Origin of the sequence: Microlunatus aurantiacus, assembly GCF_039536605.1 — a bacterium.
Classification (GTDB): domain Bacteria; phylum Actinomycetota; class Actinomycetes; order Propionibacteriales; family Propionibacteriaceae; genus Microlunatus; species Microlunatus aurantiacus.
Genome location: NZ_BAAAYX010000035.1, coordinates 27,709 through 52,746 on the forward strand (window position 1 = coordinate 27,709; position 25,038 = coordinate 52,746).

The 25,038-nt window shown below is 71.1% G+C and carries 22 protein-coding genes and 1 tRNA gene; 9 read left to right on the top strand and 14 right to left on the bottom strand.

Annotated features, from left to right (window positions below; genetic code table 11):
* Positions 1–10 precede the first annotated feature (10 nt).
* The 4 genes from ABD714_RS22465 to ABD714_RS22480 all read right to left on the bottom strand — a co-directional run bounded on the left by ABD714_RS22465 (position 11) and on the right by ABD714_RS22480 (position 4,517).
* Positions 11–1,768 (bottom strand): glycoside hydrolase family 3 protein, encoded by a 1,758-nt coding sequence (locus ABD714_RS22465; RefSeq protein WP_344814696.1) that lies wholly within the window; start codon positions 1,766–1,768, stop codon positions 11–13.
* 80 nt (positions 1,769–1,848) lie between these two features.
* Positions 1,849–2,364 (bottom strand): DUF1707 SHOCT-like domain-containing protein, encoded by a 516-nt coding sequence (locus tag ABD714_RS22470; protein ID WP_344814697.1) that lies wholly within the window; start codon positions 2,362–2,364, stop codon positions 1,849–1,851.
* A 56-nt stretch (positions 2,365–2,420) separates the two neighbouring features.
* A complete protein-coding gene (locus ABD714_RS22475) occupies positions 2,421–3,443 on the bottom strand; it encodes an ABC transporter substrate-binding protein (RefSeq protein ID WP_344814698.1) in 1,023 nt (340 codons plus the stop codon).
* Between the two features lie 54 nt (positions 3,444–3,497).
* Positions 3,498–4,517, bottom strand: a complete 1,020-nt coding sequence (locus ABD714_RS22480; protein ID WP_344814699.1) for an ABC transporter substrate-binding protein — start codon at positions 4,515–4,517, stop codon at positions 3,498–3,500.
* A gap of 229 nt (positions 4,518–4,746) precedes the next feature.
* Here ABD714_RS22480 and ABD714_RS22485 point away from each other — a divergent pair, with 229 nt between their 5' ends.
* Entirely contained in the window at positions 4,747–6,012 is a 1,266-nt protein-coding gene (locus tag ABD714_RS22485) for an aspartate kinase (protein WP_344814700.1), read from the top strand.
* A 122-nt stretch (positions 6,013–6,134) separates the two neighbouring features.
* Here the strand turns inward: ABD714_RS22485 and ppk2 are convergent, their stop codons facing one another.
* On the bottom strand, positions 6,135–6,971 hold the full coding sequence (ppk2, locus tag ABD714_RS22490) for a polyphosphate kinase 2 (protein WP_344814701.1): 837 nt from the start codon (positions 6,969–6,971) through the stop codon (positions 6,135–6,137).
* Positions 6,972–7,155: 184 nt separating this feature from the next.
* On the opposite strand from ppk2, the gene ABD714_RS22495 reads away from it, so the two are divergent.
* Complete coding sequence (locus tag ABD714_RS22495; RefSeq protein ID WP_344814702.1) at positions 7,156–9,141, top strand: COG1470 family protein; 1,986 nt, start codon at positions 7,156–7,158, stop codon at positions 9,139–9,141.
* 35 nt (positions 9,142–9,176) lie between these two features.
* Here ABD714_RS22495 and ABD714_RS22500 read toward each other — a convergent pair whose 3' ends face one another.
* From ABD714_RS22500 to ABD714_RS22515, 4 genes are all read right to left on the bottom strand, one after another.
* Positions 9,177–9,641: an OsmC family protein gene (locus ABD714_RS22500; protein WP_344814703.1), complete on the bottom strand. Its 465-nt coding sequence runs from the start codon at positions 9,639–9,641 to the stop codon at positions 9,177–9,179.
* Between the two features lie 56 nt (positions 9,642–9,697).
* Positions 9,698–11,329 carry a CDP-alcohol phosphatidyltransferase family protein gene (locus ABD714_RS22505; RefSeq protein ID WP_344814704.1) on the bottom strand — a complete coding sequence of 544 codons (1,632 nt, stop codon included), beginning with the start codon at positions 11,327–11,329 and terminating at the stop codon, positions 9,698–9,700.
* A gap of 178 nt (positions 11,330–11,507) precedes the next feature.
* Positions 11,508–11,584: transfer RNA gene (locus ABD714_RS22510), tRNA-Pro, on the bottom strand.
* A gap of 120 nt (positions 11,585–11,704) precedes the next feature.
* Positions 11,705–12,691 (bottom strand): sugar-binding transcriptional regulator, encoded by a 987-nt coding sequence (locus ABD714_RS22515; RefSeq protein WP_344814705.1) that lies wholly within the window; start codon positions 12,689–12,691, stop codon positions 11,705–11,707.
* Positions 12,692–12,803: 112 nt separating this feature from the next.
* On the opposite strand from ABD714_RS22515, the gene ABD714_RS22520 reads away from it, so the two are divergent.
* Entirely contained in the window at positions 12,804–14,552 is a 1,749-nt protein-coding gene (locus ABD714_RS22520; RefSeq protein WP_344814706.1) for a glycerol-3-phosphate dehydrogenase/oxidase, read from the top strand.
* A gap of 69 nt (positions 14,553–14,621) precedes the next feature.
* The gene (gene glpK, locus ABD714_RS22525) at positions 14,622–16,142 is read left to right on the top strand and encodes a glycerol kinase GlpK (protein ID WP_344814707.1); all 1,521 of its coding nucleotides are present in this window, start codon (positions 14,622–14,624) and stop codon (positions 16,140–16,142) included.
* Between the two features lie 7 nt (positions 16,143–16,149).
* Here glpK and ABD714_RS22530 read toward each other — a convergent pair whose 3' ends face one another.
* The gene (locus ABD714_RS22530; RefSeq protein ID WP_344814708.1) at positions 16,150–17,067 is read right to left on the bottom strand and encodes a metallophosphoesterase; all 918 of its coding nucleotides are present in this window, start codon (positions 17,065–17,067) and stop codon (positions 16,150–16,152) included.
* Between the two features lie 109 nt (positions 17,068–17,176).
* On the opposite strand from ABD714_RS22530, the gene ABD714_RS22535 reads away from it, so the two are divergent.
* Complete coding sequence (locus ABD714_RS22535) at positions 17,177–17,647, top strand: GatB/YqeY domain-containing protein (RefSeq protein WP_344814709.1); 471 nt, start codon at positions 17,177–17,179, stop codon at positions 17,645–17,647.
* A gap of 214 nt (positions 17,648–17,861) precedes the next feature.
* Here ABD714_RS22535 and ABD714_RS22540 read toward each other — a convergent pair whose 3' ends face one another.
* On the bottom strand, positions 17,862–20,366 hold the full coding sequence (locus ABD714_RS22540) for a transglycosylase domain-containing protein (RefSeq protein WP_344814710.1): 2,505 nt from the start codon (positions 20,364–20,366) through the stop codon (positions 17,862–17,864).
* Positions 20,367–20,610: 244 nt separating this feature from the next.
* On the opposite strand from ABD714_RS22540, the gene ABD714_RS22545 reads away from it, so the two are divergent.
* Positions 20,611–20,916 (top strand): WhiB family transcriptional regulator, encoded by a 306-nt coding sequence (locus ABD714_RS22545; RefSeq protein WP_344814711.1) that lies wholly within the window; start codon positions 20,611–20,613, stop codon positions 20,914–20,916.
* Here ABD714_RS22545 and ABD714_RS22550 read toward each other — a convergent pair.
* Genes ABD714_RS22550 through npdG form a run of 3 tightly spaced genes read right to left on the bottom strand, consistent with a single transcriptional unit; the run spans position 20,875 to position 23,713 of the window.
* Complete coding sequence (locus ABD714_RS22550) at positions 20,875–22,065, bottom strand: ArsA family ATPase (protein ID WP_344814712.1); 1,191 nt, start codon at positions 22,063–22,065, stop codon at positions 20,875–20,877. The two genes, ABD714_RS22545 and ABD714_RS22550, sit on opposite strands and share 42 nt — an antisense overlap.
* Positions 22,062–23,072: an ArsA-related P-loop ATPase gene (locus ABD714_RS22555; RefSeq protein ID WP_344814713.1), complete on the bottom strand. Its 1,011-nt coding sequence runs from the start codon at positions 23,070–23,072 to the stop codon at positions 22,062–22,064. The genes ABD714_RS22550 and ABD714_RS22555 overlap by 4 nt, the downstream gene beginning before the upstream one ends.
* Complete coding sequence (gene npdG, locus ABD714_RS22560) at positions 23,069–23,713, bottom strand: NADPH-dependent F420 reductase (protein WP_425562445.1); 645 nt, start codon at positions 23,711–23,713, stop codon at positions 23,069–23,071. Before npdG ends, ABD714_RS22555 begins: the two co-directional genes overlap by 4 nt.
* A 131-nt stretch (positions 23,714–23,844) precedes the next feature.
* Here npdG and ABD714_RS22565 point away from each other — a divergent pair, with 131 nt between their 5' ends.
* From ABD714_RS22565 to ABD714_RS22575, 3 genes are all read left to right on the top strand, one after another.
* Positions 23,845–24,255 (top strand): VOC family protein, encoded by a 411-nt coding sequence (locus ABD714_RS22565; protein ID WP_344814714.1) that lies wholly within the window; start codon positions 23,845–23,847, stop codon positions 24,253–24,255.
* Between the two features lie 113 nt (positions 24,256–24,368).
* The gene (gene sp36, locus ABD714_RS22570; RefSeq protein ID WP_344814715.1) at positions 24,369–24,527 is read left to right on the top strand and encodes a Sp36 family protein; all 159 of its coding nucleotides are present in this window, start codon (positions 24,369–24,371) and stop codon (positions 24,525–24,527) included.
* 2 nt (positions 24,528–24,529) lie between these two features.
* Complete coding sequence (locus tag ABD714_RS22575; protein ID WP_344814716.1) at positions 24,530–25,036, top strand: RidA family protein; 507 nt, start codon at positions 24,530–24,532, stop codon at positions 25,034–25,036.
* The last annotated feature ends 2 nt before the right edge of the window (positions 25,037–25,038 follow it).

Sequence of the window (25,038 nt, forward strand, 5' to 3'; positions counted from 1 at the left end):
GATCATCGCCTCACTTCTTCAGACCGGTGCCGAACGGGAACAGGACGGTGCCGGGCCGATCGGGATCGGGGATGTCGACCGGCAGCCTGCCGCGCGCCCTGTTCTCCCCGGTGATCACCCGCAGCGCGGACTCGACGGCCACCGTGGTCGAGGAGTACGTGACCAGGTAGCTCTGCACGCCGTCCAGGTGACCGATGTCGTACGCGTCCCGCAGCGCGACCACCAGCACCGGCTTGCCGGTCGCCCGCAGGGCGGCCACGAGCTGTTGCTGGGCGGTGCTGTTCCAGGCGGCCGAGGTGGTGACCACGACCTGGTCGGAGGCCTCGGCTCTGGCCACGGCGGATGCGATCGTGGTGGCCGTCGGGGTGGCGCCGGTGACCAGGGAGTCCGTCGTCCAGCCGCGTTGCTTCAGCCCGGCCGCCAGCTGCGGCACCTGGGTCGTGCCCCAGCCGGTGACGAACGTCTTCTCGGCCGGCAGCGGCACTAGGTCCGCGTCGTCGGTGACCAGGGTGGTCGTCCGGTCGGTGATCGCCTGCGCCCACGACCTGTGCTGTGGGTTGCCGACCACCGAGCTGACGCGGGTCTCGTCGACCAGCGGGTCCGCCAGCACGCCGCGGTTGCTCTTCATGATCAGGATCCGGCGGATGCTGGTGTCGATCCGGTCCTCGGACAGGCGCCCGGAGCGGACGGCGTCGATCACCGCCTGGATCTGCAGCGCCGGCTGCTGCGGGTCGAGCAGCACGTCGGCCCCGGCCTCGACGGCGCGGATGGCGATCTCGGCGTCGTCGTACTTCTGCCGGACGCCCTCCATCCGCAGCGAGTCGGTGGCGATCACCCCGGTGAACTTCAGCTCGTCGCGCAGCACCCCGGTGAGGACCTTGTGGCTGAGCGTCGAGGGGTCGCCGGAGTCGTCGAACGCCGGGAAGACGATGTGGGCGGTCATGATCGCGTCCACCCCGGCCTTGATCGCGGCACGGAAGGGCGGGGCGTCGATCTTCTCCCACTCCGCCCGGGTGTGGTCGATCAGGGGCAGCGCGTAGTGCGAGTCGGTGCCGGTGTCGCCGTGCCCGGGGAAGTGCTTCGCGGTGGCGGTGACCTGCTGGTCCTGCAGGCCGCTGACCGCGGCGGAGACGTTCCTGGCCACCAGCTTCGGATCCGAGGAGAACGACCGGACACCGATCACGGGGTTGGCCGGGTTGACGTTCACGTCGGCGTCCGGGGCGTAGTCGGTGTTGATGCCGATCGCCCGCAGCTCGCGGCCGGTGATCTCGTACGTGTCGTAGGTCAGCTTGGGATCGCGTGCCGCGCCCAGAGCCATCGCGCCGGGGAAGACGGTGGCCGGCGGGCCGACCCGCGCGACCAGGCCGGTCTCCTGGTCCGTGGCCACGCTGAGCGGTACGGGGTTGCCTGCCGCGGTGTTCGCGCGCTGCAGGCCGTTGCTGAGGCGGGCGATCTGGGCCGGGTTGTCGGTGTTGCCGGACCAGGCGAAGTAGATGACCCCGCCGAGGTGGAACCTGGCCACCGCCTGGGCAGGGGTGTCGACCCCGAATCGGGCGCGGTTCTCGGCCGAGACGGTGTCGGCCGTGCCACCGGTGACGTACGGCACGAAGAGCTGCCCGACCTTCTGCTCCAGGGTCATCGCCGCGAGGGTGTCGCCGATCGCGTCGGGCGCCGGGCGGGGCGCGGCCGTCGCCGCGGGAAGCGCTGAGGCGCAGAGCGCGGCGCACAGGACGGAGACGGACAGAGCCCGCCGGGGGGAGAAGGGCATTGCTCGAACCTACGAACGGTTCCCGGGCGTGTCAAGAGTTCACCTGAAACGGAGAACTGAGGAAAGTCCTTACCCGACGATCAGGACGGGGACTCGTCGGGACGTGACCCGGGCGGCAACGTCGGGTGCTGCTGCCTGCGCCACAGGACCTCGCGCCGGTTCAGCTCCTGGCGCTGCTTCCCGGCGAGGCTGGACAGGAGGATGGGGAGGAAGACGAGCCACCAGAGTCCCGGTCCGACCGCCCAGTTCAGGATGAAGAGGACCCAGGCGACCGCGGAGGCGGCGGCCAGGGCGTTGGCCAGCTTGTTGTCCGGCATCGGCGCCAGGGCCGCCGGGGCCGCCGTCGGAGTTCCCGGCGGCTGGTAGGCCGGCCACGGCGTGCTCCCGGGCACGGCCAGGTCCTGGCCCGGCTTCGGGGCGGGCAGGTCACTGAACAGCGGTTCCAGGTCGGCGGCCGTGCGGGCCGACAGGGCCGCGCCCACCCGCTCGTCGAACTCGTCCTGGGTGAGGCGCCCCACGCTCATGTGCTCACGCAGGTAGTCGGCGGCGCGGTCGCGCTCCACGTCCCCGATCCGCTGCGGTGGGAGGTCAGTCACCGCGCCAGTATCCCACCCGGTGGGGCTGCGCCCGGGTCAGGCGGGGAGGTCCCCGGTCAGGCGGGGAGGGCCTCGGCCAGCTGCGGCACCAGCCGGTCCAGCACGTACGGCAGGCTGAGCACGGTGGAGAAGTAGATCGCCCCGGCGAGCTCGCCGCCGGTGTAGAGCGAGCGGCCGGCCTTGACCGCCTCCAGCTGCCCGAACAGCTTGTTCTTCTCCAGCTCGGCCTTGGCCTTGTCGTCCTCGGTCGCCCAGATCAGCACCTGACCGGCGTTCAGGACGTCCATCTTCTCCACCGGGATGTAGGCCTGCGCCTCGTCCCGGGCGAACGGAGTCAGCTCCGCGGGGATCACGAAACCCAGATCGGTGAGGAACTCGGTGCTCAGCCCGTCCCGGTAGGCGATGGCGCAGCCCTCGTAGTAGGGCGCCTGCAGGAAGATCGCGGGCACCCGGGCGAACTGCGGATGGGCCGCGGCCTCGTCGGCGAAGCGCCTGCTCAGGTCGTCGACCAGCTGCTGCGCCGCCGCTTCCTTGCCCAGTGCCTTGCCCACCAGCAGGGTCTGGTCCGGCCACGGCTCGAACCAGTCGCTGTCGTGCTTCCCGCTGTTGGCGATGGTCGGGGCGATCTTGGTCAACGAGTCGTAGACGGCCCGGTCGAGTCCGGCGTTGGTGCCGATGATCAGATCGGGGGTGAGGGCCGCGATCTGCTCCAGCGGGAGCTTGTCCGGCGCCTTGATCACGACCGGCTTCGCGTCCCCGAGCTTCCCCGTGGCCCAGGGCCAGACGGCGTACGGCTGGTCGCCGTACCACTCGGTGGTGGCCACCGGGGTGACGCCCAGCGCGAGCAGGATGTCCTGCTCGGTGAAGCCGACCACGACGACCCGCTGGGGTTCGGCCGGGATGACCGTGTCCCCGTACTTGTGGGTGACCGTGACCGGGAAGACCGAGGCCGCCGGGCCGGCGGCCTCGGTGCCCGTTCCGGGGGCGGCGGAGGAGTTGCAGGCGGTGAGCCCGGCGAGCGCGGCGGCCGAGAGCGAGCCGGCCAGGAGCATCCGGCGGGTCAGAGTGACGGAGGACATGAGGTGAGCCTAACCTCACTAGGACGTCGAGCGGGCCGGGTGCCCAGCCCGCGGTCAGCCGCCGGGCAGCACCTTCTCCAGCTCCGGCACGAGCTGGTCGATCACGTACGGAAGGCTGAGGATGGTGTTGAAGTAGATGGCCGAGGCGAGCAGGTCGCCGGTGTAGACCGAGCGCCCGCCCTTCACCGCGTCGATCCCACCGAGCACCTTGTCGGCGCGGATGTCCGCCCCGTCGCCCGCCACGTCGGTGCCCCAGACCAGCACCTCGGCCTCGTTGAGGACCCCGGTGTCCTTGGCCGGGATCTGGGCCTGCGCCACCTTGTCGTTCACGAACCGGTCGAAGGACTTCGGGATGGTGAAGCCGAGGTCGGTCAGGAAGTTGGTGCCGAGCCCGTTCGGCCAGGCGATCACACTGCCGTCGTCGTAGGGGGCCTGGACGAAACCCGCGGAGACGCCGGCCCACTTGGGATGGGCGGCCGCGACCTCGGCGAACCGCTGGGTGAGGTCGTCGACCAGCTTCTGCGCCTGAGCCTCCCGCCCGACGGCCTTGCCCACCAGCACCGTCTGGGTGGGCCAGGGTTCGTAGGACGTGTTGGCGTAGACGCCGCTGTTGGCGATCGTGGGGGCGATCGTGCTGAGGGCGGTGTACGTGGCCTTGTCCATCCCGGCGTTGGTCCCGATGATCAGATCCGGCTTCAGGCCGGTGATCGTGGCGGCCGACAGGTCCTCCGCCGACTCCAGCACGGTGGGCTTGGCGTCACCCAGCTTGTCGATAGCCCAGGGGAAGACGGCGTACGGCTCGTCGCCGACCCACTGGGTGACCGCGATCGGAACCACCCCGAGCGCCAGCAGGGCGTCCTGCTCGGTGGTGCCGATGACCACGATCCGCTTCGGCTCCGCCGGGATCGTCGTCGACCCGTACATGTGATCGACAGTGACCGGGAAGACCGGGGTGGGGCTGGGCTGCGGGGCGGACTCGTCGCTGCTGCACGCGGCGGCTGCGAGCAGCGCCGCCGACAGCGAGCCGGCGAGGAAGAGGCGACGGCTGACCGGGGCGGAGAAGGGGCTGGTCACGACATCGAGGGTAGCCAGGAAGGCGGCGACTCCGTGTCGTCGCGGCCGCTGTCGGTCGGCCCTCGGTGGCGGTGCGGACGCCAGATCCTCGCCCGTACCGGGTCCGGCGCGGCAATCCCTGGGCGAGGCGTCTCGGCCGGCCGCAGGACCTGAGGGTCGCCGCGGGCAGGGCATAGAGTTGCCGAGGCTTTCCCGGCCACGAGGTGCCGGAGCGAACGAGGAGGGTGGCGTGGGACGCGTAGTCCAGAAGTACGGCGGTTCTTCGGTCGCGGATGCGGAGAGCATCAAGCGGGTCGCGAAGCGGATCGTGGCGACCAAGCAGCAGGGCAACGACGTGGTCGTCGTGATCTCCGCCATGGGCGACACCACCGACAACCTGATGGACCTGGCGCTGGAGGTCTCCCCGGTGCCGCCGCCGCGCGAGCTGGACATGCTGCTGACCGCCGGCGAGCGGATGAGTGCGGCGCTGCTGGCCATGGCCATCGCGGACCAGGGCCTGCACGCCCGGTCGCTGACCGGGTCGCAGGCCGGCATCATCACCACCGGCACCCACGGCAACGCGCGGATCATCGACATCACACCGGGCCGGATCACCTCCGCGCTGGACCTCGGCGACGTCGTCATCGTGGCCGGCTTCCAGGGCGTGGCCCAGGACACGAAGGACGTGACCACCCTGGGTCGGGGGGCCTCCGACACCACGGCCGTCGCCCTGGCCGCCTCGCTGGGCGCGGACCACTGCGAGATCTACACCGACGTCGACGGCGTGTTCACCGCCGACCCGCGGATCGTGCCGAGTGCCCGGCGGATCCCGCGCATCTCCTACGAGGAGATGCTGGAGATGGCGGCGTGCGGGGCGAAGATCCTGCACCTGCGGTGCGTGGAGTACGCGCGGCGCGAGAACGTCAAGGTGCACGTGCGGTCGTCGTTCTCGGACAAGGACGGCACCTGGGTCGAGGAGCTGGAGGAAGGAAGCCAGATGGAGCAGGCGATCATCTCGGGAGTCGCGCACGATCGCGGCGAGGCCAAGATCACCATCGTCGGGGTGCCCGACCGGGTGGGTGAGGCGGCCCGCATCTTCGAGGCCGTGGCGGCCACCGAGATCAACATCGACATGATCGTGCAGAACGTGTCGGCGGTGGAGACCGGACGCACCGACATCTCCTTCACCCTGCCGAAGGCCGACGGCACGGCCGCGATCGCCACCCTGCAGGCGCTGCAGGCCGGCGTCGGATTCACCGACATCCTCTACGACGACCAGATCGGCAAGGTCTCCGTCGTCGGGGTCGGGATGCGCTCGCACCCCGGGGTCACCGCGAAGTTCTTCTCCGCGCTCGCTGCCGCCGAGGTCAACATCGAGATGATCTCCACCTCGGAGATCCGCATCTCGGTGGTCGTCAACCAGGACGACGTGGACCGTGCCGTGGTCGCCGCGCACACGGCCTTCGGGCTGGACTCCAGCGAGCAGGCAGTGGTCTACGCCGGCACGGGGCGCTGAACCACCGCCGGGGCTGAGGGCCCCGGCTCACCCGTGGCGTCCGGGACGAACGCGCGGCTCAGTGGCGTGGCCGGGGGCGACACGCCGGGCACGGGCGGTTGAGCCCCGTGTCCGTCCCGGAGTCAGGCGGTCGCCTCGGGGTCGCCCATCAGCTGACGGACGTGATCGGGCACGTAGGTCGACAGCTCCCGCGGCGGGCGGTGGTAGTTCTCGCCGGCCGGCAGACGCTTGGGCAGCTTCACCTTCACGGCCGGGACGTCGGCGTACGGGATGGTCGACAGCAGGTGGGAGATCATGTTCAACCGGGCGTGCTTCTTGATGTCGGACTCCACCACGAACCACGGGCTGCCGGGCACGTCGGTGTGCACCATCATCTCGTCCTTGGCCCGGGAGTAGTCCTCCCACCGGTTGATCGACTCCAGGTCCATCGGTGAGAGCTTCCACTTCCGGACCGGGTCGTTCATCCGCGACCGGAACCGCTTCAGCTGCTCGGAGTCCGACACCGAGAACCAGTACTTGCGCAGCAGGATCCCGTCGTCGATCAGCATCTGCTCGAAGAGCGGCGCCTGGCGCATGAACAGGGCGTACTGCTGCGGCGTGCAGAACCCCATCACCTTCTCGACGCCGGCCCGGTTGTACCAGGAGCGGTCGAAGAGGACGATCTCGCCGGCGGCGGGCAGGTGCGCGATGTAGCGCTGGAAGTACCACTGGCTCTTGTCCCGCTCGGTCGGCGTGGGGAGCGCGGCGATCCGGGCGACGCGCGGACTCAGGTACTCCGTGACCCGCTTGATGGTGCCGCCCTTGCCGGCCGCGTCCCGGCCCTCGAAGATCACCACCACCCGGGCCCCGGTGTGGCGCACCCACTCCTGCAGCTTGACCAGCTCCGACTGCAGCCGGAACAGCTCGGCCTCGTAGACGTCGTTGGCGATCTTCCCCGGCCGCGAGCCGTGCTTGGTCATCTGCGCACGGTAGCCCACGGTCGTCGTGGACAGGTCCGGCGAGCCACCGCGTATCACGGCGGGCACCACCGTCCTCCCAGGTGATGGCGCCGGCGGCGTTTCCGCCGCGCCGCCGACAGCCCGTATGGCCGATCGCACGAAGGAGAGCCCGGTGACGACCCACGCGAGAGGAGGTCCGACGACGATGTCCACGTCAGCCTGCGAGAGCTGCGGGGAGCAGAACCCGACCGGGACCCAGTTCTGTCTGCGCTGCAACAGCTTCCTCGCCTGGGAGGACCGCACCGAGGCGCCCCGCCCGGCTCCGGCACCCCCGCCCGCCGAGGAGCTGATCGAGACCCGGGTGAGGCCGCGCCTCGACCCGACCGGACCGCCACCCACCACCGGACCGCTCCCTCCAACCGCTCCCGTGGCTGCGACGGAGTGGCGACCGGGGGCCCAGTCGCGCCAGCCGTCGGCGGTGCCCCCGATGACGGCGGTGGAGCCTGTCGCTGCGGTGCAGCCGGTGCTGCGGCTCGAGCCGCCGACCCACCCGGTGGTCGTCCCGGTGGACGGGTCCGTCACGGAGCTGGCTCTGACCGTCCGCAACCTGTCCGACATCGTCGACGGCTACGCCGTGGACGTCGGCGGCGCCCCGCCGTGGCTGGTGGTCGCGTCCGATCAGCTCCGGCTGCTGCCCGACACCGAGGACCGGGTCCGGGTCCGCTTCCGGATCGCCGGCGACATCCTGGCGCCCGCCGGGGAGAGCCGGCTGCGTCTCCGCGTCCGGTCGCTGACCCGCCCCCCGGCTCACGAGGTGGTCGAGGTCACGGTGGCGGTGCCGGTCGTCGACGCGCCGGTGGCGCTGCGGGTCGAGCCGAGCGTCGCACGAACCACGGACGTGGACACCGCGCGGCTCACGGTCGTCGTGGACAACGCGGCCGGCAACCGACCGGCGACGGTGCGGCTGACCGGCAGCGACGCCGAGCTGGCCGTCGGCTTCTTCTTCGACCCGGCCGAGATCATCGTCGGGCCCGGTGACTCGGCCCGGGTGCGTCTGGTGACCACGGCCCCCCGCCCGGAAGCCGGTCGCGAGATCACCCGGTCGCTGACCGTGAGCGCGACGGAGGGGCGCCGACGGGTCGACGCCGTGGCCGTGCTGGTGCAGTCCACGTCGGCGGTGGTGGAGGACCCGGTGGTGGAGCTGACGGCCACCCCGTCCCGGGTGCGACTGCAGGACGACGACAGCACGGTGGTCCGGCTGACCGTCGACAACCGCGCCGGCCGGCGGTGGGCGACGGTGCGGCTGGACGCTGTCGACCCCGAGCGGCTGGTGCACGCCGGTTGGAGCGCCACCGAGGTGCGGGTCGCGCCGGGCGGCTCGGCCGAGGTCGACGTCCGGCTGACCTGTCCCGCCCTCGAGCCGGGGACCGAGGTGACGCGGGAGGTGACCCTGGTCGCCTCGGACGGAGCCCGGACGGCGCGGACACCGGTGACGCTGCGCCAGTCCGCGAGCGTCTCCCCGATGACGACCCTGGCCGTGCGGCTGGATCCCAGCATCGTGCGGTTGGCCAACCGGCGGCGGGGCGACGCGGCGGTGATCGTGGACAACCGGCAGGGGCGCGCACCGATCCGGGTGTGGCTGCACGGGGACGATCCCGAGAACGTCCTCGCCTTCGCCTTCGCGCCCGCCCACCTGGACGTCCCGGCCGGGCAGGCCGTCACCAGCCGGCTGACGTTCCGTGGCCCGCGGGCTCCGGGTGGGCGGGAGATCACCCGCTCGTTCACCGTGGCGGCCACCGACGGCCGGTCGACGGTCGGCGACGCCGGCACGATCATCCAGTCCGCCGGCGACCGTCGGCCGTGGCTCCGGGTCCTGCTGACCGTCGCCGGCGGCCTGCTGATGATCATGGGCGCCCTGGGGCTGACCATCGACGTGGCCGGTGACGGTCTCGGCGATCTGCCGCTCGGCCTGGCGCTGGTCGTGTTCGCCGGTCTGATGGTGTTCGGACTGACCGGTCGATCGGGTCGGTTGAGCCGCTTCACCGCGGTGCTGGGCGCCCTGGTGGCAGTGGCCCTGATCGTCGTCCCGTCGATGATCGACGGGGTGGACGTCAACGGCGGTGGTGGCGTGCTGGCCATCCTCGCGGGTTGCGTGCTCGGCTACATCGGCGGTTTGCTCACCCGCCGTTGAGGCTCGTCCCACGCCGTCGGTGATCGGGTGGGGCCTCAGCTGGTGGCGGTCGGCTCCGTCCGCACCGGGAAGCTCACCGAGGCGGCGATGAAGCAGTTCCGGTGCGCGTCGTGGTGCAGCGCGTTCGCCGTGGTGATCATGGACTCCTCGGCCACCGTCACCACCGGCCGCAGCACGACCTCGGTGAACCGACCGCCGTCGCCGTCGGTCTCCATGGTGCCGCTCGCCTCGTCGGTGTAGGCGGTCACGACCACGCCGTTCACCGCGCACAGGTGCAGGTAGGCCAGCAGGTGGCAGTCCGAGAGCGCCGCCACCAGCAGCAGCTCGGGGTTCCACCGATCCGGGTCGCCGCGGAAGGCGGGGTCCGACGACGCCGCCAGGGTGGGTCGACCCGCGGCGTCCAGGTCGTGGTCGCGCCCGTACGCGCGATAGCCGGACGTGCCCTCACCGCGGTTCCCGGTCCAGGTGGTGGTGATCGCGTACGCGTGCGTGCGGGTCATCCGGGCACCCTAGCCGCGGATGCGGGGCCCGCCGGCGACCCGTCGGTAGTCCGCGCTCAGCGAGGCGTCGCCCCGGCGACGTCGGTCAGGAACCGGTCGCGGACCGCGTCCATCCGCCAGACCGGCGCGTCGCCTTTGGGGCGGAGACCGGTGGTCCAGCCCCAGGTCCGAACGCGCTCGAGGACCGCGGGATCGCCGGCCAGGAGGGTGATCGGGACGTCGCGGCCCGCGTCGGGTCCGGTGACCACCGGCGCCGGCTGGTGGTCCCCGACCATGATCACCACGAGGTCGTCGGCCGGTGTCCGGGCGAGCTGGGCGACCACGCCGCTCAGGGTGTAGGCGAGGGACCGCCCGTAGTCGGCACGCACCCGCGACGGGTCACGGGTGAGGATCGCCTCCGGTGGCTCGGCGGTGCCGGTGGCCGGGGTCAGTCCCGAGCCGTCGCCCACCGCGGCGGGGTCGACGAGGGTCGGCACCGGGGTCCAGGGCGCGTGGCTGGTGATCAGGGGCGTCACCACCATCGTCGGAGCCGCGGGCGAGCCGGTCTCGAGCACCCGCCCCGCCTCGGCCAGGGTGTACTGGTCGGGGACCCGAGCCCACCCGTACGGAGGACCGGCGTAGCCCAGTGAGCGCGAGTCGCGGATCTCGTCGTAGCGGTAGACGGCGCCGTCCGGCCAGGCGGACGTGTTGCCCGGCATGATCCCCACGGTCCGCCACCCGGCCTCGGCGAAGACACCGGTGAGGGTGCGGCGGTCACTGGCCACGAGCTGGCGGTACCGCTGCTGATCGTCGATCCAGAGCCCCGACAGGAGCGTGGCGTGGGCCAGCCAGCTCCCCCCGCCGGCGGTGGGGGAGGTGAGGTAGCCGCTGCGGGCCTGCCAGCCGGTCCGGGCGAGCCGCCGGGTGCCCTCGTCCAGCACCGGGGTCACGGCGGCGGCGATCGCGGGATCGGCCAGTGCCACCCGGCCGTAGCTCTCGACGAAGATCACCAGCACCTGAGTGCCCCGCAGCCCGGTGACCAGGTCGTCCGCCGGCACGCTGGAGAACCGGTCGGCGGCCAGCTCGGCGGCGAACCGCTCCCGGTCGGCCAGCCCCTCCCGGACGGCCCGCACCTCGCCGATGATCTTGGTCGTGCTCGACGCCGAGGCCACCGGGTAGGGCGGCACGGCGCGCACCCCGACGGCGGCGCAGGCCAGCCAGCAGGCACCGATCGCGGCGAGCACGCGGACGGCCGGCTCGTGGTGCGCGGTGAGCAGCCGGCTCAGCCGGAGGGTCGCCCAGACGGCCGCGGCCAGGAGGGTGGCAACCACCACGGCGAGCCCGGCCAGGACGAGCACCGCGGTGACGCCGCCGAGCGATCCCTGCAGCAGGACCCAGACGCCGGGCAGCAGCGTCCAGTCCAGGACCAGGTCGAACGGTCGGGCGAGCGCGGCGTAGAAGCCGACGTCGACGAGCTTGAGGGCGGTCAACAGTCCGACCAGCCCGCCGAACGCGGCGGCCACCGGTTGGCGTACGCCGGCGGGGAGCACCACCAGCAGCACCCCGCCCAGCACCGGCTCGATCGGCACGGCGGCGAACGATCCGAGGTCGGTGCGGGTCAGTCGGTCGGGCAGCAGCAGCAGCGCGACCAGGAGAACGGCGGCGAGCAGGTCGCCGAGCACCCTCCGTGTCCCTCGCCCCGCCGCCATCTCACGAGCGTACGGCGGCTCGCCCGGTCCGAGCGGTCGAGGACGCCTCGGGCCCCGTCGACGGACCGCCTCGCGCGGGGAACCGGTGGAGGACAGGGGCCAGGAGGACCCTGAGACGACGAAGGGCTGAACCCACCCTCGGTGGATCCAGCCCGTTGCGATGTCGACCGACATCCCGTGGTCGGGGTGACAGGATTTGAACCTGCGACCTCGTCGTCCCGAACGACGCGCGCTACCAAGCTGCGCCACACCCCGCTGGCCTGTGCGGATGATGCCGCCGAGGCCTCGCACACTCTAGCCGAAAGCGCCCAAGACCTCACATCGTTCCCGCCGACGGCGCTGTCCCCAGCTCGGGTCGGGGGCGGAAACAGACGGTCACCGGCGCGAGACCTGCCGCGGGTCGAACCCGAGCAGCGTCGCCGCCGTCTGCTCGTCGATGACCAGGTCCGTGACCACCCCGGCGTTCAGGGCGCCGATGGTGCCGGGGACGCGGCCCTGACCGGCCACCACGCAGACCCGACGGGGGAGGCCGGCCAGTGTGGTCAGGTCGGGACCGCTGCCCCGCGCGTTGATGGTCAGGTCGGCCCAGCTGCCGTCCAGCCGCAGGAAGGTCGTGCAGATGTCGCCCACCGCCCCGGCCCGGCGCAGAGCCTCGAGATCGGCCGGGTCGAGGTAGCCGCCGGCGTACACCTGGGACACCTCGCCGGTCCACGACCCGACCCCGAAGACCGCGATGTCGCAGCGTTGCTGCAGCTCCACCACCGCCGCGATGGACCGCTCCCGCCACAGCGCGTCCCGGGTGGCGGGATCGTCGAAGAAGGCCGGCACCGGGAAGAACTGCGGGCGGGCGTCGAACGCGTCGCAGGCCCGGCCCAGCAGGTCGCTCATCGACCGGATCTCGGTGCTCGAGGCGTGCACGGCTCCGTTGAGCTGGACGATGGTCGCGCCCCGGGTCGGCTTCGGCACCAGGTGATCCATCAGGGTCGACATGGTGGCGCCCCAGGCGACGCCGAGGACCATGTTGTCCGCGAACCAGTCACTCAGCAGCCGGCCGGCGTACCGGCACACCTGGTGCAGCAGGCGGCTGTCGCCGGCGGAGTCCCGGACCGGGACGACGTGCGCGGTCACGCCGTAACGCTGCGCGAGCTGTCCGCCGAGGCCGCCGTCGGGAGCGCCGGTGTCGACGCTGATCCGCACGATGCCCCGCTCCCGCGCGAGCTTGAGCTGACGCGACACGGTGCTGCGCGACACCTGCTGCCGTTGGGCGATCGACTCCATCGTCTCGTCGCCCAGGTAGTAGAGCGTGGCCACGCGGCGGAGCTCGTGCTCGGACCAGGAGTCGTCGGCGGTGTCTCGGCGCATGGGGTCCCATCTGTGCGGTGTCCTCGCCCGAGCCTGAACGTTCGTGCAGCAGATTGCAACAACGTGCTCGGGGGATCAGAGTGGTGGTGCACGCCGATGACGAGGAGTCCCCATGACCAAGCTGACCGAGCCGCAGCGCCGTACCTCCCTGACCGCGATGAGCGCCACCGAGCTCGATGTCCTGGTGGTGGGCGGCGGGGTGACCGGCGCAGGCATCGCGCTGGACGCGGCCACCCGGGGTCTCCGGGTCGGTGTGGTCGACGCCCAGGACTGGGGCGCGGGCACCTCGAGCCGGTCCAGCAAGCTGGTGCACGGGGGTCTGCGCTACCTGCAGATGCTCGACTTCAAGCTGGTCTCGGAGGCCCTGTCCGAGCGCGGTCTGCTGATCGACCGGCTGGCCCCGCACCTGGTGCGGGCGGTGCCGTTCCTCTACCCCCTGAACCACTGGTACGAGCGGCCGTACGTCGGGGCGGGGATCGCCCTCTACGACGCCCTGGCCACCGTCGGCACCCGGAACCGCGCCGTGCCGGTCCACCGTCACGTCAGCCGCCAGGGGGTGCTGCAGACGTTCCCGGCGATGAGGGCGGACGCCTGTCGGGGCGCCATCCGCTACTTCGACGGTCAGGTCGACGACGCGCGCCTGGTCATCGACCTGGTCCGGACCGCTGTGCAGCTCGGTGCCCACGCCGCCTCCCGGACCGAGCTGGTCGAGCTGACCACCGACGACACCGGCCGGGTCGGCGGAGCGCGGCTGCGGGACCTGGAGACCTCCACCGAGCACGTCGTGCGGGCGGGCACCGTGATCAGTGCGACGGGCGTCTGGACCGAGGAGGTCCAGCGACTGTCCGGGCAGGACAACGGGTTGCAGGTGCTGGCGTCGAAGGGCATCCACGTCGTCGTCCCCCGCGAACGCCTCGCGGGGGAGTCGGGGGTGATCCTGCAGACCGAGAAGTCGGTGCTGTTCATCATCCCCTGGTCCCGCTACTGGGTGATCGGGACGACCGACACCGACTACCGCGGCGACCTCACCAACCCGGTCGCGACGGCGGCCGACATCGACTACGTGCTGGACCACGCCAACACGGTCCTGGCCGAGCCGCTGACCCGGGCGGACGTGATCGGGACGTGGGCCGGGCTGCGGCCGCTGCTGCAGCCGCAGGTCAAGACGGGATCCCGGGGCAAGGGCACCAGCAAGGTCTCGCGCGAGCACACCGTCACCCAGGTCGCTCCCGGTCTGGTCTCGATCGCCGGGGGGAAGCTGACCACGTACCGGGTGATGGCCGAGGACGCGGTCGACTTCGCCCTCGGCACCGAGCGGGCGGCGGAGCTGCCCTCGGAGACCGCCACCACCCCGCTGGTCGGTGCCGCCGGCTACCACGCGTACGCCCGCCGGGCCCCCGAGATCGCGGAGCGCTACGGCTGGTCGTCGGCGATGGTGGCCCACCTGCTGCACCGCTACGGCTCGGCCCTGCCCGAGCTGCTGACCATGATCGACGAGCGTCCCGAGCTGGCCCGACCGGTCGGGCAGGCGGAGGCCTACCTGCGGGCCGAGATCGTCTACGGCGTCACCCACGAGGGGGCGCTGCACCTGGAGGACGTGATGATCACCCGGACCCGGCTGACCTACGAGGTCGCCGACCACGGACTGGGCGCCGCCGAGGAGATCGCGGCGCTGATGGCGGCGGAGCTCGGCTGGGACGACTCGCGGCGCGAGATAGAGATAGCGGCCTACCGCCGGCGGTGCGAGGCCGAGGACCGGGCTGCTGCGGCGCCCGACGACGACACCGCCCAGCGGGCCCGCGGTCGGGACGGCGACGTCCTGGAGGCACTCGACCTCGCCAGCGCCACCGGCCTGGCCTGACCCTGGTGTCTGCCGATCGCGGCGCCCACCACAATCGTCACCACCACCCCGCAGCGAGAGGACTCGACGATGAGTGACCCGAAGTTCGTCATGGCCATCGACCAGGGCACCACCAGCAGTCGGGCGATCGTGTTCGACCACGACGGCCAGATCGTCTCCAGCGGACAGCTGGAGCACGAGCAGATCTTCCCGCGCGCCGGATGGGTCGAGCACGACCCGGTGGAGATCTGGACCAACGTGCGCGACGTCGTCGGGTTGGCCCTGTCCCACGGCGACGTGTCCGCCCTCGACATCGCCGCGGTCGGCATCACCAACCAGCGGGAGACGGCTGTGGTGTGGGACCGGCACACCGGCAAGCCCGTCTACAACGCGATCGTCTGGCAGGACACCCGCACCAAGCCGATCATCGAGGAGCTGGGCGGCGACGAGGGTGCGGACCGGTTCAAGGACGCTGTCGGTCTGCCGCTGGCCACCTACTTCACCGGACCGAAGGTGACGTGGATCCTGGACAACGTCGAGGGCGCGCGCGAACGGGCCGAGGCCGGTGACCTGCTGCTGGGCACCACCGACAGCTGGGTGCTGTGGAACATGACCGGGGGACCGAACGGCGGTGTGCACGCCACGGACGTCACCAACGCGTCGCGGACCATGCTGATGAACATCGACACCCTGGACTGGAACCCCGACATCTGCGCGGCGATGGGCATCCCGCTGTCCATGCTGCCGGAGATCCGTTCCTCCTCGGAGGTGTACGGCACGGGCCGCCGACAGGGTTTCCTGCACGACATCCCGATCGCCGGCATCCTCGGTGACCAGCAGGCGGCGACCTTCGGTCAGGCCTGCTTCGAGAAGGGCATGGCCAAGAACACGTACGGCACGGGTAGCTTCCTGCTGCTGAACACCGGCACCACCCCGATCCGCAGCCAGAACGGTCTGCTGACCACCGTCTGCTACAAGATCGGCGACCAGGCCCCGGTCTACGCCCTGGAGGGCTCGATCGCGGTCACCGGCTCGCTGGTCCAGTGGGTCCGGGACAACCTCGAGCTGATCTCCGAGGCGAGCGAGATCGAGACGCTGGCCGCGGAGGTGGAGGACAACGGCGGCGCGTACGTGGTGCCGGCCTTCTCCGGTCTCTTCGCGCCCTACTGGCGCTCCGACGCCCGGGGCGCGATCGTCGGTCTGACCCGCTACGTCCGCAAGGCGCACCTGTGCCGGGCGGTCCTGGAGTCGGTGGCCTACCAGACCCGGGACGTGGTCGAGGCCATGAACGCCGACGCGGAGACCGAGATGACCGAGCTCAAGGTGGACGGCGGCATGGTGGGCAACGAGCTGCTGATGCAGTTCCAGGCCGATCAGCTCGGCGTCGACGTGGTCCGACCCAAGGTCACCGAGACCACCGCGCTGGGGGCCGCGTACGCCGCGGGCATCGCCGTCGGCTTCTGGAACGGTGAGCAGGACGTGATCGACAACTGGGCCGAGGACAAGCGCTGGAGCCCCACCGACGAGCGGGACGAGGTCGGTCGGCAGTACCGGAGCTGGAAGAAGGCCGTCGAGCGGACCCTCGACTGGGTGGACGAGGACACCCGGTAGCCAACGGTCAGGCCCGGGGCACCAGGGTCAGCAGGGTGGCCTCGGGACGGCAGGCCAGGCGGAAGGGCGCGTACGGTGACGTGCCCAGTCCGGCCGAGACGTGCAGGAACGACGTGCGGTCGCCGGCCCTGTTGGTCGACAGCCCCTTCACCCGGCGCGCATCCAGGTCGCAGTTGGTGACCAGCGCGCCGTAGAAGGGCACGCAGACCTGACCGCCGTGGGTGTGGCCGGCGATCACCAGGTCGCACCCGTCGTAGGTCATCGCGTCGATGACGGTCCGGTAGGGGGCGTGCGTCACCCCGAGCACCACGTCGCCCTCGGTCGCGTGGTCGACGGCGCCGGCCACCCGGGCGTACTCGTCCCGGCCCAGGTGGGCGTCGTCCACCCCGCGGAAGCCGAGCCGGGTGCCGTTGATCTCCAGGGTCAGCCGGCGGTGGGTCAGATCGACCCAGCCCGAGCGCTCGAAGGCGGCTCCGAGGTCGCGCCAGGGCAGCTCGCTCGGGTGCTCACGGCCCATCCGGCTGGGCCGGGTCAGGTAGGTGAGCGGGTTCTTGAAGGTGGGCGCGTAGTAGTCGTTGGAGCCCCAGACGAAGACGCCCGGCCTGTCGAGCAGCCGTCCCAGGGCGCGGGTGACCACCGGCACGGCGTCGGGGTGGGACAGGTTGTCGCCGGTGTCGATGACCAGGTCCGGCTCGAGTCCGGCCAGTCGCGACACCCAGGCGACCCGCTGGTGGTTGCCGGGGGTGAGGTGCAGGTCGGCGATCTGCAGCACCCGGATGGGCCGTGCTCCCGCGGGAAGGATCGGCACCTCGACCCGGCGCAGCACGTAGGCGTCGACCTCGTACAGGCTCGCGTACGCCAGCGTCCCCGCCCCGACAGCCCCGACCCCGAGCACGGTCCTGGCGAGCACCCCGGCAGCAGACATGCGGAGCAGGCTACCCACCCCCGACTTCTGTGCCGAAAACCGTGTCAGTTTCGGCTGACGGCACAAAACTCGGGTGAGGGCGTCCGGTCGGGACTGGGAGACTGGGCCCATGACCGACTCGACTGGACTCAAGCAGCAGCTGCGCACCGACCTCACCACCGCGATGAAGGCCCGCGACAAGGTGCGCTCCGGCACGCTGCGGATGGTCCTCACCGCGATCAGCGAGGCCGAGGTGTCGGGCACGGCGTCGCACGAGCTGTCCGACCAGCAGGTCCTCGACGTGGTGATCAAGGAAGCCAAGAAGCGGCGCGAGGCGGAGGAGGCGTTCGCCCAGGCGGACCGTCCCGAGCTCGCGGAGAAGGAGCGGGCCGAGGCCGCGGTGCTGGCCGACTACCTGCCGCAGCCGCTGACCGCCGAGCAGATCACCGCGCTGGTCGCCGAGGCGATCGCGAGCACCGGCGCCGCCGAGCTGGGTCCGAAGGGGATGGGCAAGGTGATGGGCGTCGTGACCCCGCAGACCAAGGGCAAGGCCGACGGCGGGGCCGTGGCCGCCGAGGTGCGCAGGCAGCTCGCCGGCTGAGACCGGGGGCCGCACCGCGGTGGGGCGGCACCGGGGTGGACGGCGGCGGCCACGTCCCGCCCACCTCGCTCTGCTCCGCAGGCTCCGCGGCGCTCGGAACGCCCGACAACACACCGGGACGCGGCCGCTGCCGTCCACCGCTGCGGCGGCCCCAGACGAGAACCGGGCCGGTCCCTGAGGACCGACCCGGTTCTGCTGCTCGTACGGCGGGTGACTAGCCCCCGCCCTCGGCCTCCTTGCGGGCCTTCTCGCGGGCCTCCTTGGCCGCTTCGGAGGCGGCCTTCTTCTTCTTGGCCGCCGCCTTCTTCTTCTTGTCGGCCGCTGCCTTCTTCGCTGCCTTCTCGGCGGCGACCTTCTCCGGGTCGCGGCCCTGGGAGTAGAGCTTGTAGACGGTGCTGTACTGCGGGGCCTTCGACCCGCTGGACACCGACCAGCCGACGAAGCCGCCCCGCGGGACGCCGTCGCTGTAGACGTAGTTGGTGTCGACGGTGAAGCCCGCCTTCTCCAGCTTCTTGGTGTACGCCTTGATGCCGAGCCCGAAGCGGCTCGGGACGTCGACCATCTTGCCCTTCTCGATCCGGCTGGGCGGGCTCTTGAAGTTGGTGCGCGGAACGTCGGCCAGGTACTTCTCCATGGTCGGCTTCCAGATCTTCATCCCCGAGTCGCCGCTACCCGAACCCTCCAGGTACGTGTTCGTGGACGGGATCCGGTAGCCCTTCACACCCTGCCGGCGGAACTCGCCGGCGTTCCGGGCCGCCCTGCTCTTGATGAACGGCTTCTTGGTGTTGTCGATGGAGATCATCGCGACGCCGGCCACGTCGGGGGTGTACCCGGCGAACCAGACGGCCTCGTTGGAGTCGATGGTGCCGGTCTTGCCCGCCTGCGGACGACCGTCGGAGGTCCGGGCCCGGGTGCCGGTGCCGTTCTTCATCACCCCGGCCAGCAGCTTGTTCATGCCGTCGGCGACGTCCTTGCTCATCACCCGCTGGCAGTTGCCGTTCGGCACCTCGAGCTTCTTCTTGGTCCGGGTGGTGACCGACTCGATGATGATCGGGCTGCAGTGGATGCCCCGGGCGGCGAAGGTCGCGTACGCCTCGGCCATGGACAGCGGGCTGACCTCGACCGAGCCGAGGGTGAACGACGGCGTGTGCTGGTAGTAGTCGACGATGTCGCGGTTGGGCGTGCCGAGCTTGACCCCGAGCTTCTTGGCCATCTTGGTCACCCGGCACATGCCGGTGTTCATCTCCAGCTGCACGAAGTAGGTGTTCACCGACATCGCGGCGCCCCGGTACATGTTCATGTTGCCGTTGGCGCCGGTGGAGTTCTTGACCTGCCACTTGCCGTACACCTGCTCGCGCCCGTCACACGACTCGAAGGACTTGCCGCCGAAGTTCATGCTCGCCTTGGCGTTGTACTTCTTCGACAGCGGGATGCCCTTCTCCAGCGCCGCCGCCGCGGTGAACGCCTTGAACGTGGAGCCGGCCTGGTAGCCCTGGATGCCACCCATCGCCGGGTCGACCGCCAGGTTCCAGTACGTCTGGCCCTTCTTGGCGTCGCTGCCCATCACCGGACGGCTCTGCGCCATGGCCAGGATCAGTCCGGTGCCGGGCTGGATCATGTTCATGGTGGAGATGAGCGGGTCCTTGGCACCGACGACCTTGCTGACCGCCTTCTGGGCGGTGTCCTGGGTCTTGGGGTCGATCGCCGTCTGGATGGTCAGACCGCCGCGCTTGACGTTGTTCTCGCGCTCCTTGACCGTCTTGCCGAGACTCGGCATCGTCAGCAGGGTCCGGTAGACGTAGTCGCACAGGAACGGGTACTTCGTGCCCACGCAACCGTTCCGGGTCGGCTTGACCTCGGCGGGGTCGAACTTCTCCTTCTTGGCCGCCGTGGCCTGGGCGACCGTGATCAGCTTCAGCTCGGGGGAGGCCATCCGGTTGAGGACGACGTCGCGACGGTCGGCCGCGGCCCCGGGGTTGTCCACCGGGTTGTTGGCGTCGGGGTTCTGCACGAGACCGGCGAGCATCGCCGCCTCGCTCAGGTCCAGGTCCTTCGCGCTCTTGCTGTAGTAGTGCCGGGCGGCGGCCTCGACGCCGTACGCACCCTCGCCGTAGTAGGCGATGTTGAGGTAGCGCTCCAGGATCTGGTCCTTGGTGAACCGCTTCTCCAGCGCGATCGCGTAACGCAGCTCGCGGATCTTGCGCTGGTAGCCCTCCGCGCCGGAGGACCGGGTCGCGTCGTTGATGCACTGCTTGTCGCCCTGGCAGGCCTCGACCTGGACCATCTTGACGTACTGCTGGCTGATCGAGGACCCGCCCTGGGTCTCCGAGCCGGAGGAGTTCCGGACCAGGGCCCGCATGGTGCCGCGCAGGTCGAGAGCGCCGTGCTCGTAGAAGCGGTGGTCCTCGATGGCCAGCTGGGCCTGACGCATCACCGGCGCGATCTTGTCGAGCTTCACGTAGATGCGGTTCTCGTCGTAGAAGTAGGCGAGGATCTTGCCGTCGCCCATCAACACCTTCGACCGGGTGGGCGGGACCGGGGTGGCGAGCTCGGCCGGCAGGTTGTCGAGCTCATCGGCGGCTGCCTTGCTGCTGACTCCGGCGAGTCCCGCGAGGGGGACGAACAGACCGGCGATCAACACGCCCGACAGCACGCTGACGACGACGAACATCACCAGCGAGTACGCGACACCGCCCACACGTCTAGGGGTAAAGGGCATGCCGAACAGGGTACGTGAGGAAGATGACCCGGCCGAATCGCTGATTCGGGTGTCGGGTCCAATCCGCGGGGACGCGCGTATCGAATCTATTACGAATGAACGAATCATCGGCCACCGACTGGCCAACTGGTGCGTCCATTCGTACCATATGACTCGTCGCGTCCGCGGGGGGTACTGGGGAGTGCCCGGGGGCGACACACACGGGTGCTGGGGAGTGCCCTGTGACACAAGGGGGAATCACAGCATGACTGCTGTTCAATCAGAAGACTGGGCTACGGCCGCCAAGTGCCGAGGCATGGGCGACGCACTGTTCCCGGAAGCCGTCGACCAGAAGCGGGCTCGGAGCGTCTGCCTGGGCTGCCCGGTGCGGTTCGACTGCCTGGCCGAGGCGCTGGACAACCGGATCGAGTGGGGTGTCTGGGGCGGCATGACCGAGCGTGAGCGCCGGCAGCTGCTGCGGCAGCGCCCGGACGTCCGCAGCTGGCGGTCGGTGCTGGTCAGCCAGCCTTCAGTCCTCGGTGGCCAGCAGGGCGCCCACGCGTCGAAGTGAGCCGACGTCGGTGACGTCGCCGGGGAGCGCCGTCACCAACGTGAGGGCCACCGACGTGCGTCGGGCGGCGAACCGTTCGAGCAGCAGCTGCTCGTTCTCGATCACGCGGACGAGATCGGCGTGCTGGCGGAGGGCGGCGATCTCGACGGAGAAGGTGTCCGGATCGAGATCTTCGGCCAGCGCCAGCGACCGCTCGGCCGACACGTCCAGGGTGCCCCGGTTGACCCGGTTCACCACCACGCCGGCCAGCGGCATGCTCTCCTCACTCAGCCGGTCCACGAAGTAGGCCGCCTCCCGGAGCGCGTCGCGTTGCGGGGTGGCCACGACCAGGAACGTCGTCTGCGGCGAGGCCAGCAGCTGGAACGTCTGGTTCGCGCGCTGGCGGAACCCGCCGAAGATCGCCTCGAACGCGGCGATGAAGGTCTGCAGGTCGGTGAGCAGGCGGCCGCCGAGGATCTTGTTCAGCGCGCCCGCCACCAGGTTGAACCCGACGCTGACCAGGCGGAACGGTCCGCGGGCGCCGGCCAGCAGGACCTTCAGGAAGCGACCGTCGAGCAGCGAGCTGAGGTGCTCGGGCGCGTCCAGGAAGTCGAGTGCTGACCGGGCCGGCGGGGTGTCGACCACGATCAGGTCCCACGAGCCGGTCTCCACCGCCTCCGCGTGCAGCTGCCCGAGCTTCTCCATCGCCATGTACTCCTGGGTCCCGGCGAACTGGGAGGACAGGGCGACGTAGAACGGGTTCTCCAGGATCGAACCGGCCGTCTCCGGGGTCGAGTGCGCCAGCACGACCTCGTCGAAGGTCCGCTTCATGTCGAGCATCATCGCGTCCAGGCTGCCGCCGTTGGCGACATCGAGGCCGCGCACCGGTCGGGGGGTGTTGTCGAGCTCGTCGACCCCGAGTGACTGGGCCAGCCGGCGGGCCGGGTCGATGGTCAGCACGACGACCTTGCGCCCCGCCTCGGCCGCCCGCAGCGCCAGCGCGGCGGCACTCGTGGTCTTGCCCACGCCGCCCGCCCCGCAGACCACGGCGATCCGGACCCGCTGGTCGGCGATCAGGGCGTCGACGTCGAGGAACCGGGGAGAGTGCGTCGGCGCGGGTGCCGGTGCCGCGGCTGCCGGGGTGGCGGCCGCCCGCTTCGTACGACTCATCGCGTCGGCTCCAAGGTGATCTGGTCGCGCAGCTGGTCGGCGATGGCGAAGACGGCGTTCTCGTCGATGCCGCCGGGGTCGAAGGCGACTTCGGCGACGGTGGTGCCGAAGCCGTCCAGGGTGACGCGGCGACGGCGGTGGTCCAGGGTCCGGGTGGACTCGATGGCGAACTCCTCGGCCAGGGCGGCGTTGTCGGTCGTGCTGAAGCCGGGGACGGACAGGGTGCCCCGACCGTCGGCGTACGTCTGCAGCTCGCCGTCGTCGAGCGGCATCGAGCGCACCATGTTGGCGATCACCGCTCCCACGGCGATCTGGGTCGGCTTCAGCTGCTCGATCGCCTCCTCGGTCTCGGTCACCGGCATGTCCTCCAGCAGGGTGACCAGGTGCACGACGGTGGTCGACGCGCGCAGCATCGTGTTGATCGAGTCGGCCTGGTTGCGGATCGGTCCCACCTTGGCCAGCCCGGAGACGGCCTCGTGGATGTTGAGGAACTGCGCGATCCGGCCGGTCGGCGGGGCGTCCAGCACGACCGCGTCGTAGGCGTTGTCGAGGCCCTTGGTCTGCCGCCGCACCGCCTCGTAGACCTTGCCGGTCAGCAGCACGTCCCGCAGCCCCGGTGCGATCGAGGTGGCGAAGTCGGTGGCCCCGAACTTGTCCAGGGCCTTGGCCGCGAAGCCCAGGTGGTAGAAAGACTCGAGGTACTCCAGCAGCGCGTCCTCGGCGTCGATCGCGAGGCCGTGCACCGCGCCGCCGCTCGGGGTCCGGGTCAGCCGGGGCTCCTCGGCGCCCACCAGCGGCGGTCGGCCGAACAGGTCCGTGATGCCGTGCCGACCCTCCACCTCGCAGACCAGCACCCGGCGACCGGCGGTGGCGAGGGCGCAGGCCAGGGCGACGGCGACGGTGGTCTTGCCGGTGCCGCCCTTGCCGCTGACGATGTGCAGGGTGTGGGCCGGGCGGGTGGTGCTGACGGGGCGGCGATCGGTCCGGGTCGACCGGGTGCGACTCACGCCAGCTCCGTCACACGCAGCCCGGCGTGGGTCTTGTAGCGACGGTTGACAGCGATCAGGTTGGCGGTCAGCGCCTCCACCTGGTGCGCGTTGCGGAGCCGGCCGGCGTACACCCCGCGACCGCCGGGCAGGGCCGCCGCGGCGAGCTCGATGACCACCCCGACCGCGTCCCGGTCCTCCCCCAGGACCAGCACGTCCTCGTCGAACTCGTGCACCTCGGGGTCCTCGAGGCGGACCGCGCTGAGGTGGTGGAAGGCGGCGACCACGGTGGAGTCCGCCAGGATCCGCTGCGCCTCCTGGGCGGCCGACCCGTCCGGGACGTCGAGGGCGTACGCCCCCTGCTTGTCGAAGCCCAGCGGGTTGACGCAGTCGACCACGATCTTGCCGGCCAGTGATCCGGCCAGGGACCCGAGCAGGGTGGCGTGACCGTCGTAGGGCACCGTGACGATGACCAGGTCGGCGGCGGCCGCGGTCTCGTTGTCGGCGCCGGTGACGCCGTCGACCCCGAGGGACGCCGCGGACTCGGTGGCACGGTCGGCGGAACGGCTGCCCAGCACCACCGGGTGACCGGCGAGGGCGAGCCGACGGGCCAGGCCTCGGCCCTGCGGGCCGGTGCCGCCCAGGATGCCGACCGTCAGCACGGGTGCTCGGCGGTCGGGGCGGCGGCGTCGGTCTCGGGCATGCGCTCGATCTTAGGTCCGGGGACCGCGGGAACGGACCGGGTGTGGCTCGTCTCTCACCACTGTCACCGGGGGCGGCCACCATGACGACCATGAGCGAGAACGCGCCCCAGACGGCCGAGGGGCCGCGACCGAGCATCACCTTCGGCGACGTGGTGCTGGACACCGACGACCCGCCCCGGCTGGCGGAGTTCTACAGCCGTCTCCTCGGCTGGCGGATCGAGCGGCGGGAAGAGGACTGGTGGACCGTCGAGCGGGAGGACCACCGGCTGCCGCGGCTGTCCTTCCAGCTGGCACTGGACCACCGTCCGCCGTCGTGGCCGGACAACCAGGTGCCTCAGCAGTACCACCTCGATCTGGATGTCCCGACGGACGAGCTGGCGGCGGCGACGGCGTACGCGCAGTCGCTCGGCGCCACGATGGCCGACAACACCCGGTCGACGGAGACGTTCGTGGTGCTGCTGGACCCCAGCGGCCACCCGTTCTGCCTCTGCGCGGTCTGAGCGCGGCCGCAGGGTCCCTAGGATGAGCGCTGTTCTCGCTCGTTCGTCACGATGGTGGATGACGAAGAGCGGGTCGTCCCGCGTCGTTCCCGCACTCACGAGAGGCTCCGCCCATGACCAAGTGGGAGTACGTCACCGTTCCGCTGCTCGTCCACGCGACGAAGCAGATCCTCGACAACTGGGGCCAGGACGGGTGGGAGCTGGTCCAGGTGGTGCCGGGACTGAACCCGGAGAACCTGGTCGCGTACCTGAAGCGTCCGATCCAGGCCTGACCGTGACCCCCGCTCAGTCCGGCTCGGGGTCCGCGTCGGCCCGGCTCGCCGAGCTGGGGATCGAGCTGCCGTCGGTGGCCGCCCCCCTCGCGGCGTACGTCCCGGCCGTCCGGATGCACGACCTCGTCTACTCCTCGGGCCAGCTGCCCAGCGTGGCCGGGTCGCTCGTGGCCACCGGCAAGGTGGGTGCGGAGGTGTCGGCCGCGACGGGGGCGGACTGTGCGCGCACCGCGGTGCTCAACGCGCTGGCCGCGGTGAGCGACCAGATCGGCGGGGTGGACGAGATCGAGCGCATCGTCCGGGTGGTGATCTTCGTGGCCAGTGCCCCGGACTTCACCGGCCAGCCGGCGGTCGGCAACGGAGCCAGCGAGGTGCTCGGCGAGATCTTCGGCGACGCCGGCAGGCACGTGCGCAGTGCGGTCGGGGTGGCGGTGCTGCCGCTGGACGCCCCGGTCGAGGTGGAGCTGGTCGTCCAGGTCCGCAGCCGGCCGGTCGTCCTCCCCGCCTGACC

Bases quoted from the DNA above. Each gene is read 5' to 3' on its own strand.
- ABD714_RS22515 (WP_344814705.1), bottom strand. From the start codon at position 12,691: ATGCGCCGAGACACCGCCGACGACTCCTGGTCCGAGCACGAGCTCCGC.
- ABD714_RS22475 (WP_344814698.1), bottom strand. From the start codon at position 3,443: ATGTCCTCCGTCACTCTGACCCGCCGGATGCTCCTGGCCGGCTCGCTC.
- ABD714_RS22520 (WP_344814706.1), top strand. From the start codon at position 12,804: ATGACCAAGCTGACCGAGCCGCAGCGCCGTACCTCCCTGACCGCGATG.
- ABD714_RS22545 (WP_344814711.1), top strand. From the start codon at position 20,611: ATGACTGCTGTTCAATCAGAAGACTGGGCTACGGCCGCCAAGTGCCGA.
- ABD714_RS22565 (WP_344814714.1), top strand. From the start codon at position 23,845: ATGAGCGAGAACGCGCCCCAGACGGCCGAGGGGCCGCGACCGAGCATC.
- ppk2 (WP_344814701.1), bottom strand. From the start codon at position 6,971: ATGACCAAGCACGGCTCGCGGCCGGGGAAGATCGCCAACGACGTCTAC.
- ABD714_RS22505 (WP_344814704.1), bottom strand. From the start codon at position 11,329: ATGGCGGCGGGGCGAGGGACACGGAGGGTGCTCGGCGACCTGCTCGCC.
- sp36 (WP_344814715.1), top strand. From the start codon at position 24,369: ATGACCAAGTGGGAGTACGTCACCGTTCCGCTGCTCGTCCACGCGACG.
- ABD714_RS22535 (WP_344814709.1), top strand. From the start codon at position 17,177: ATGACCGACTCGACTGGACTCAAGCAGCAGCTGCGCACCGACCTCACC.
- ABD714_RS22495 (WP_344814702.1), top strand. From the start codon at position 7,156: ATGTCCACGTCAGCCTGCGAGAGCTGCGGGGAGCAGAACCCGACCGGG.
- ABD714_RS22465 (WP_344814696.1), bottom strand. From the start codon at position 1,768: ATGCCCTTCTCCCCCCGGCGGGCTCTGTCCGTCTCCGTCCTGTGCGCC.
- ABD714_RS22500 (WP_344814703.1), bottom strand. From the start codon at position 9,641: ATGACCCGCACGCACGCGTACGCGATCACCACCACCTGGACCGGGAAC.
- ABD714_RS22530 (WP_344814708.1), bottom strand. From the start codon at position 17,067: ATGTCTGCTGCCGGGGTGCTCGCCAGGACCGTGCTCGGGGTCGGGGCT.
- ABD714_RS22540 (WP_344814710.1), bottom strand. From the start codon at position 20,366: ATGCCCTTTACCCCTAGACGTGTGGGCGGTGTCGCGTACTCGCTGGTG.
- glpK (WP_344814707.1), top strand. From the start codon at position 14,622: ATGAGTGACCCGAAGTTCGTCATGGCCATCGACCAGGGCACCACCAGC.
- ABD714_RS22550 (WP_344814712.1), bottom strand. From the start codon at position 22,065: ATGAGTCGTACGAAGCGGGCGGCCGCCACCCCGGCAGCCGCGGCACCG.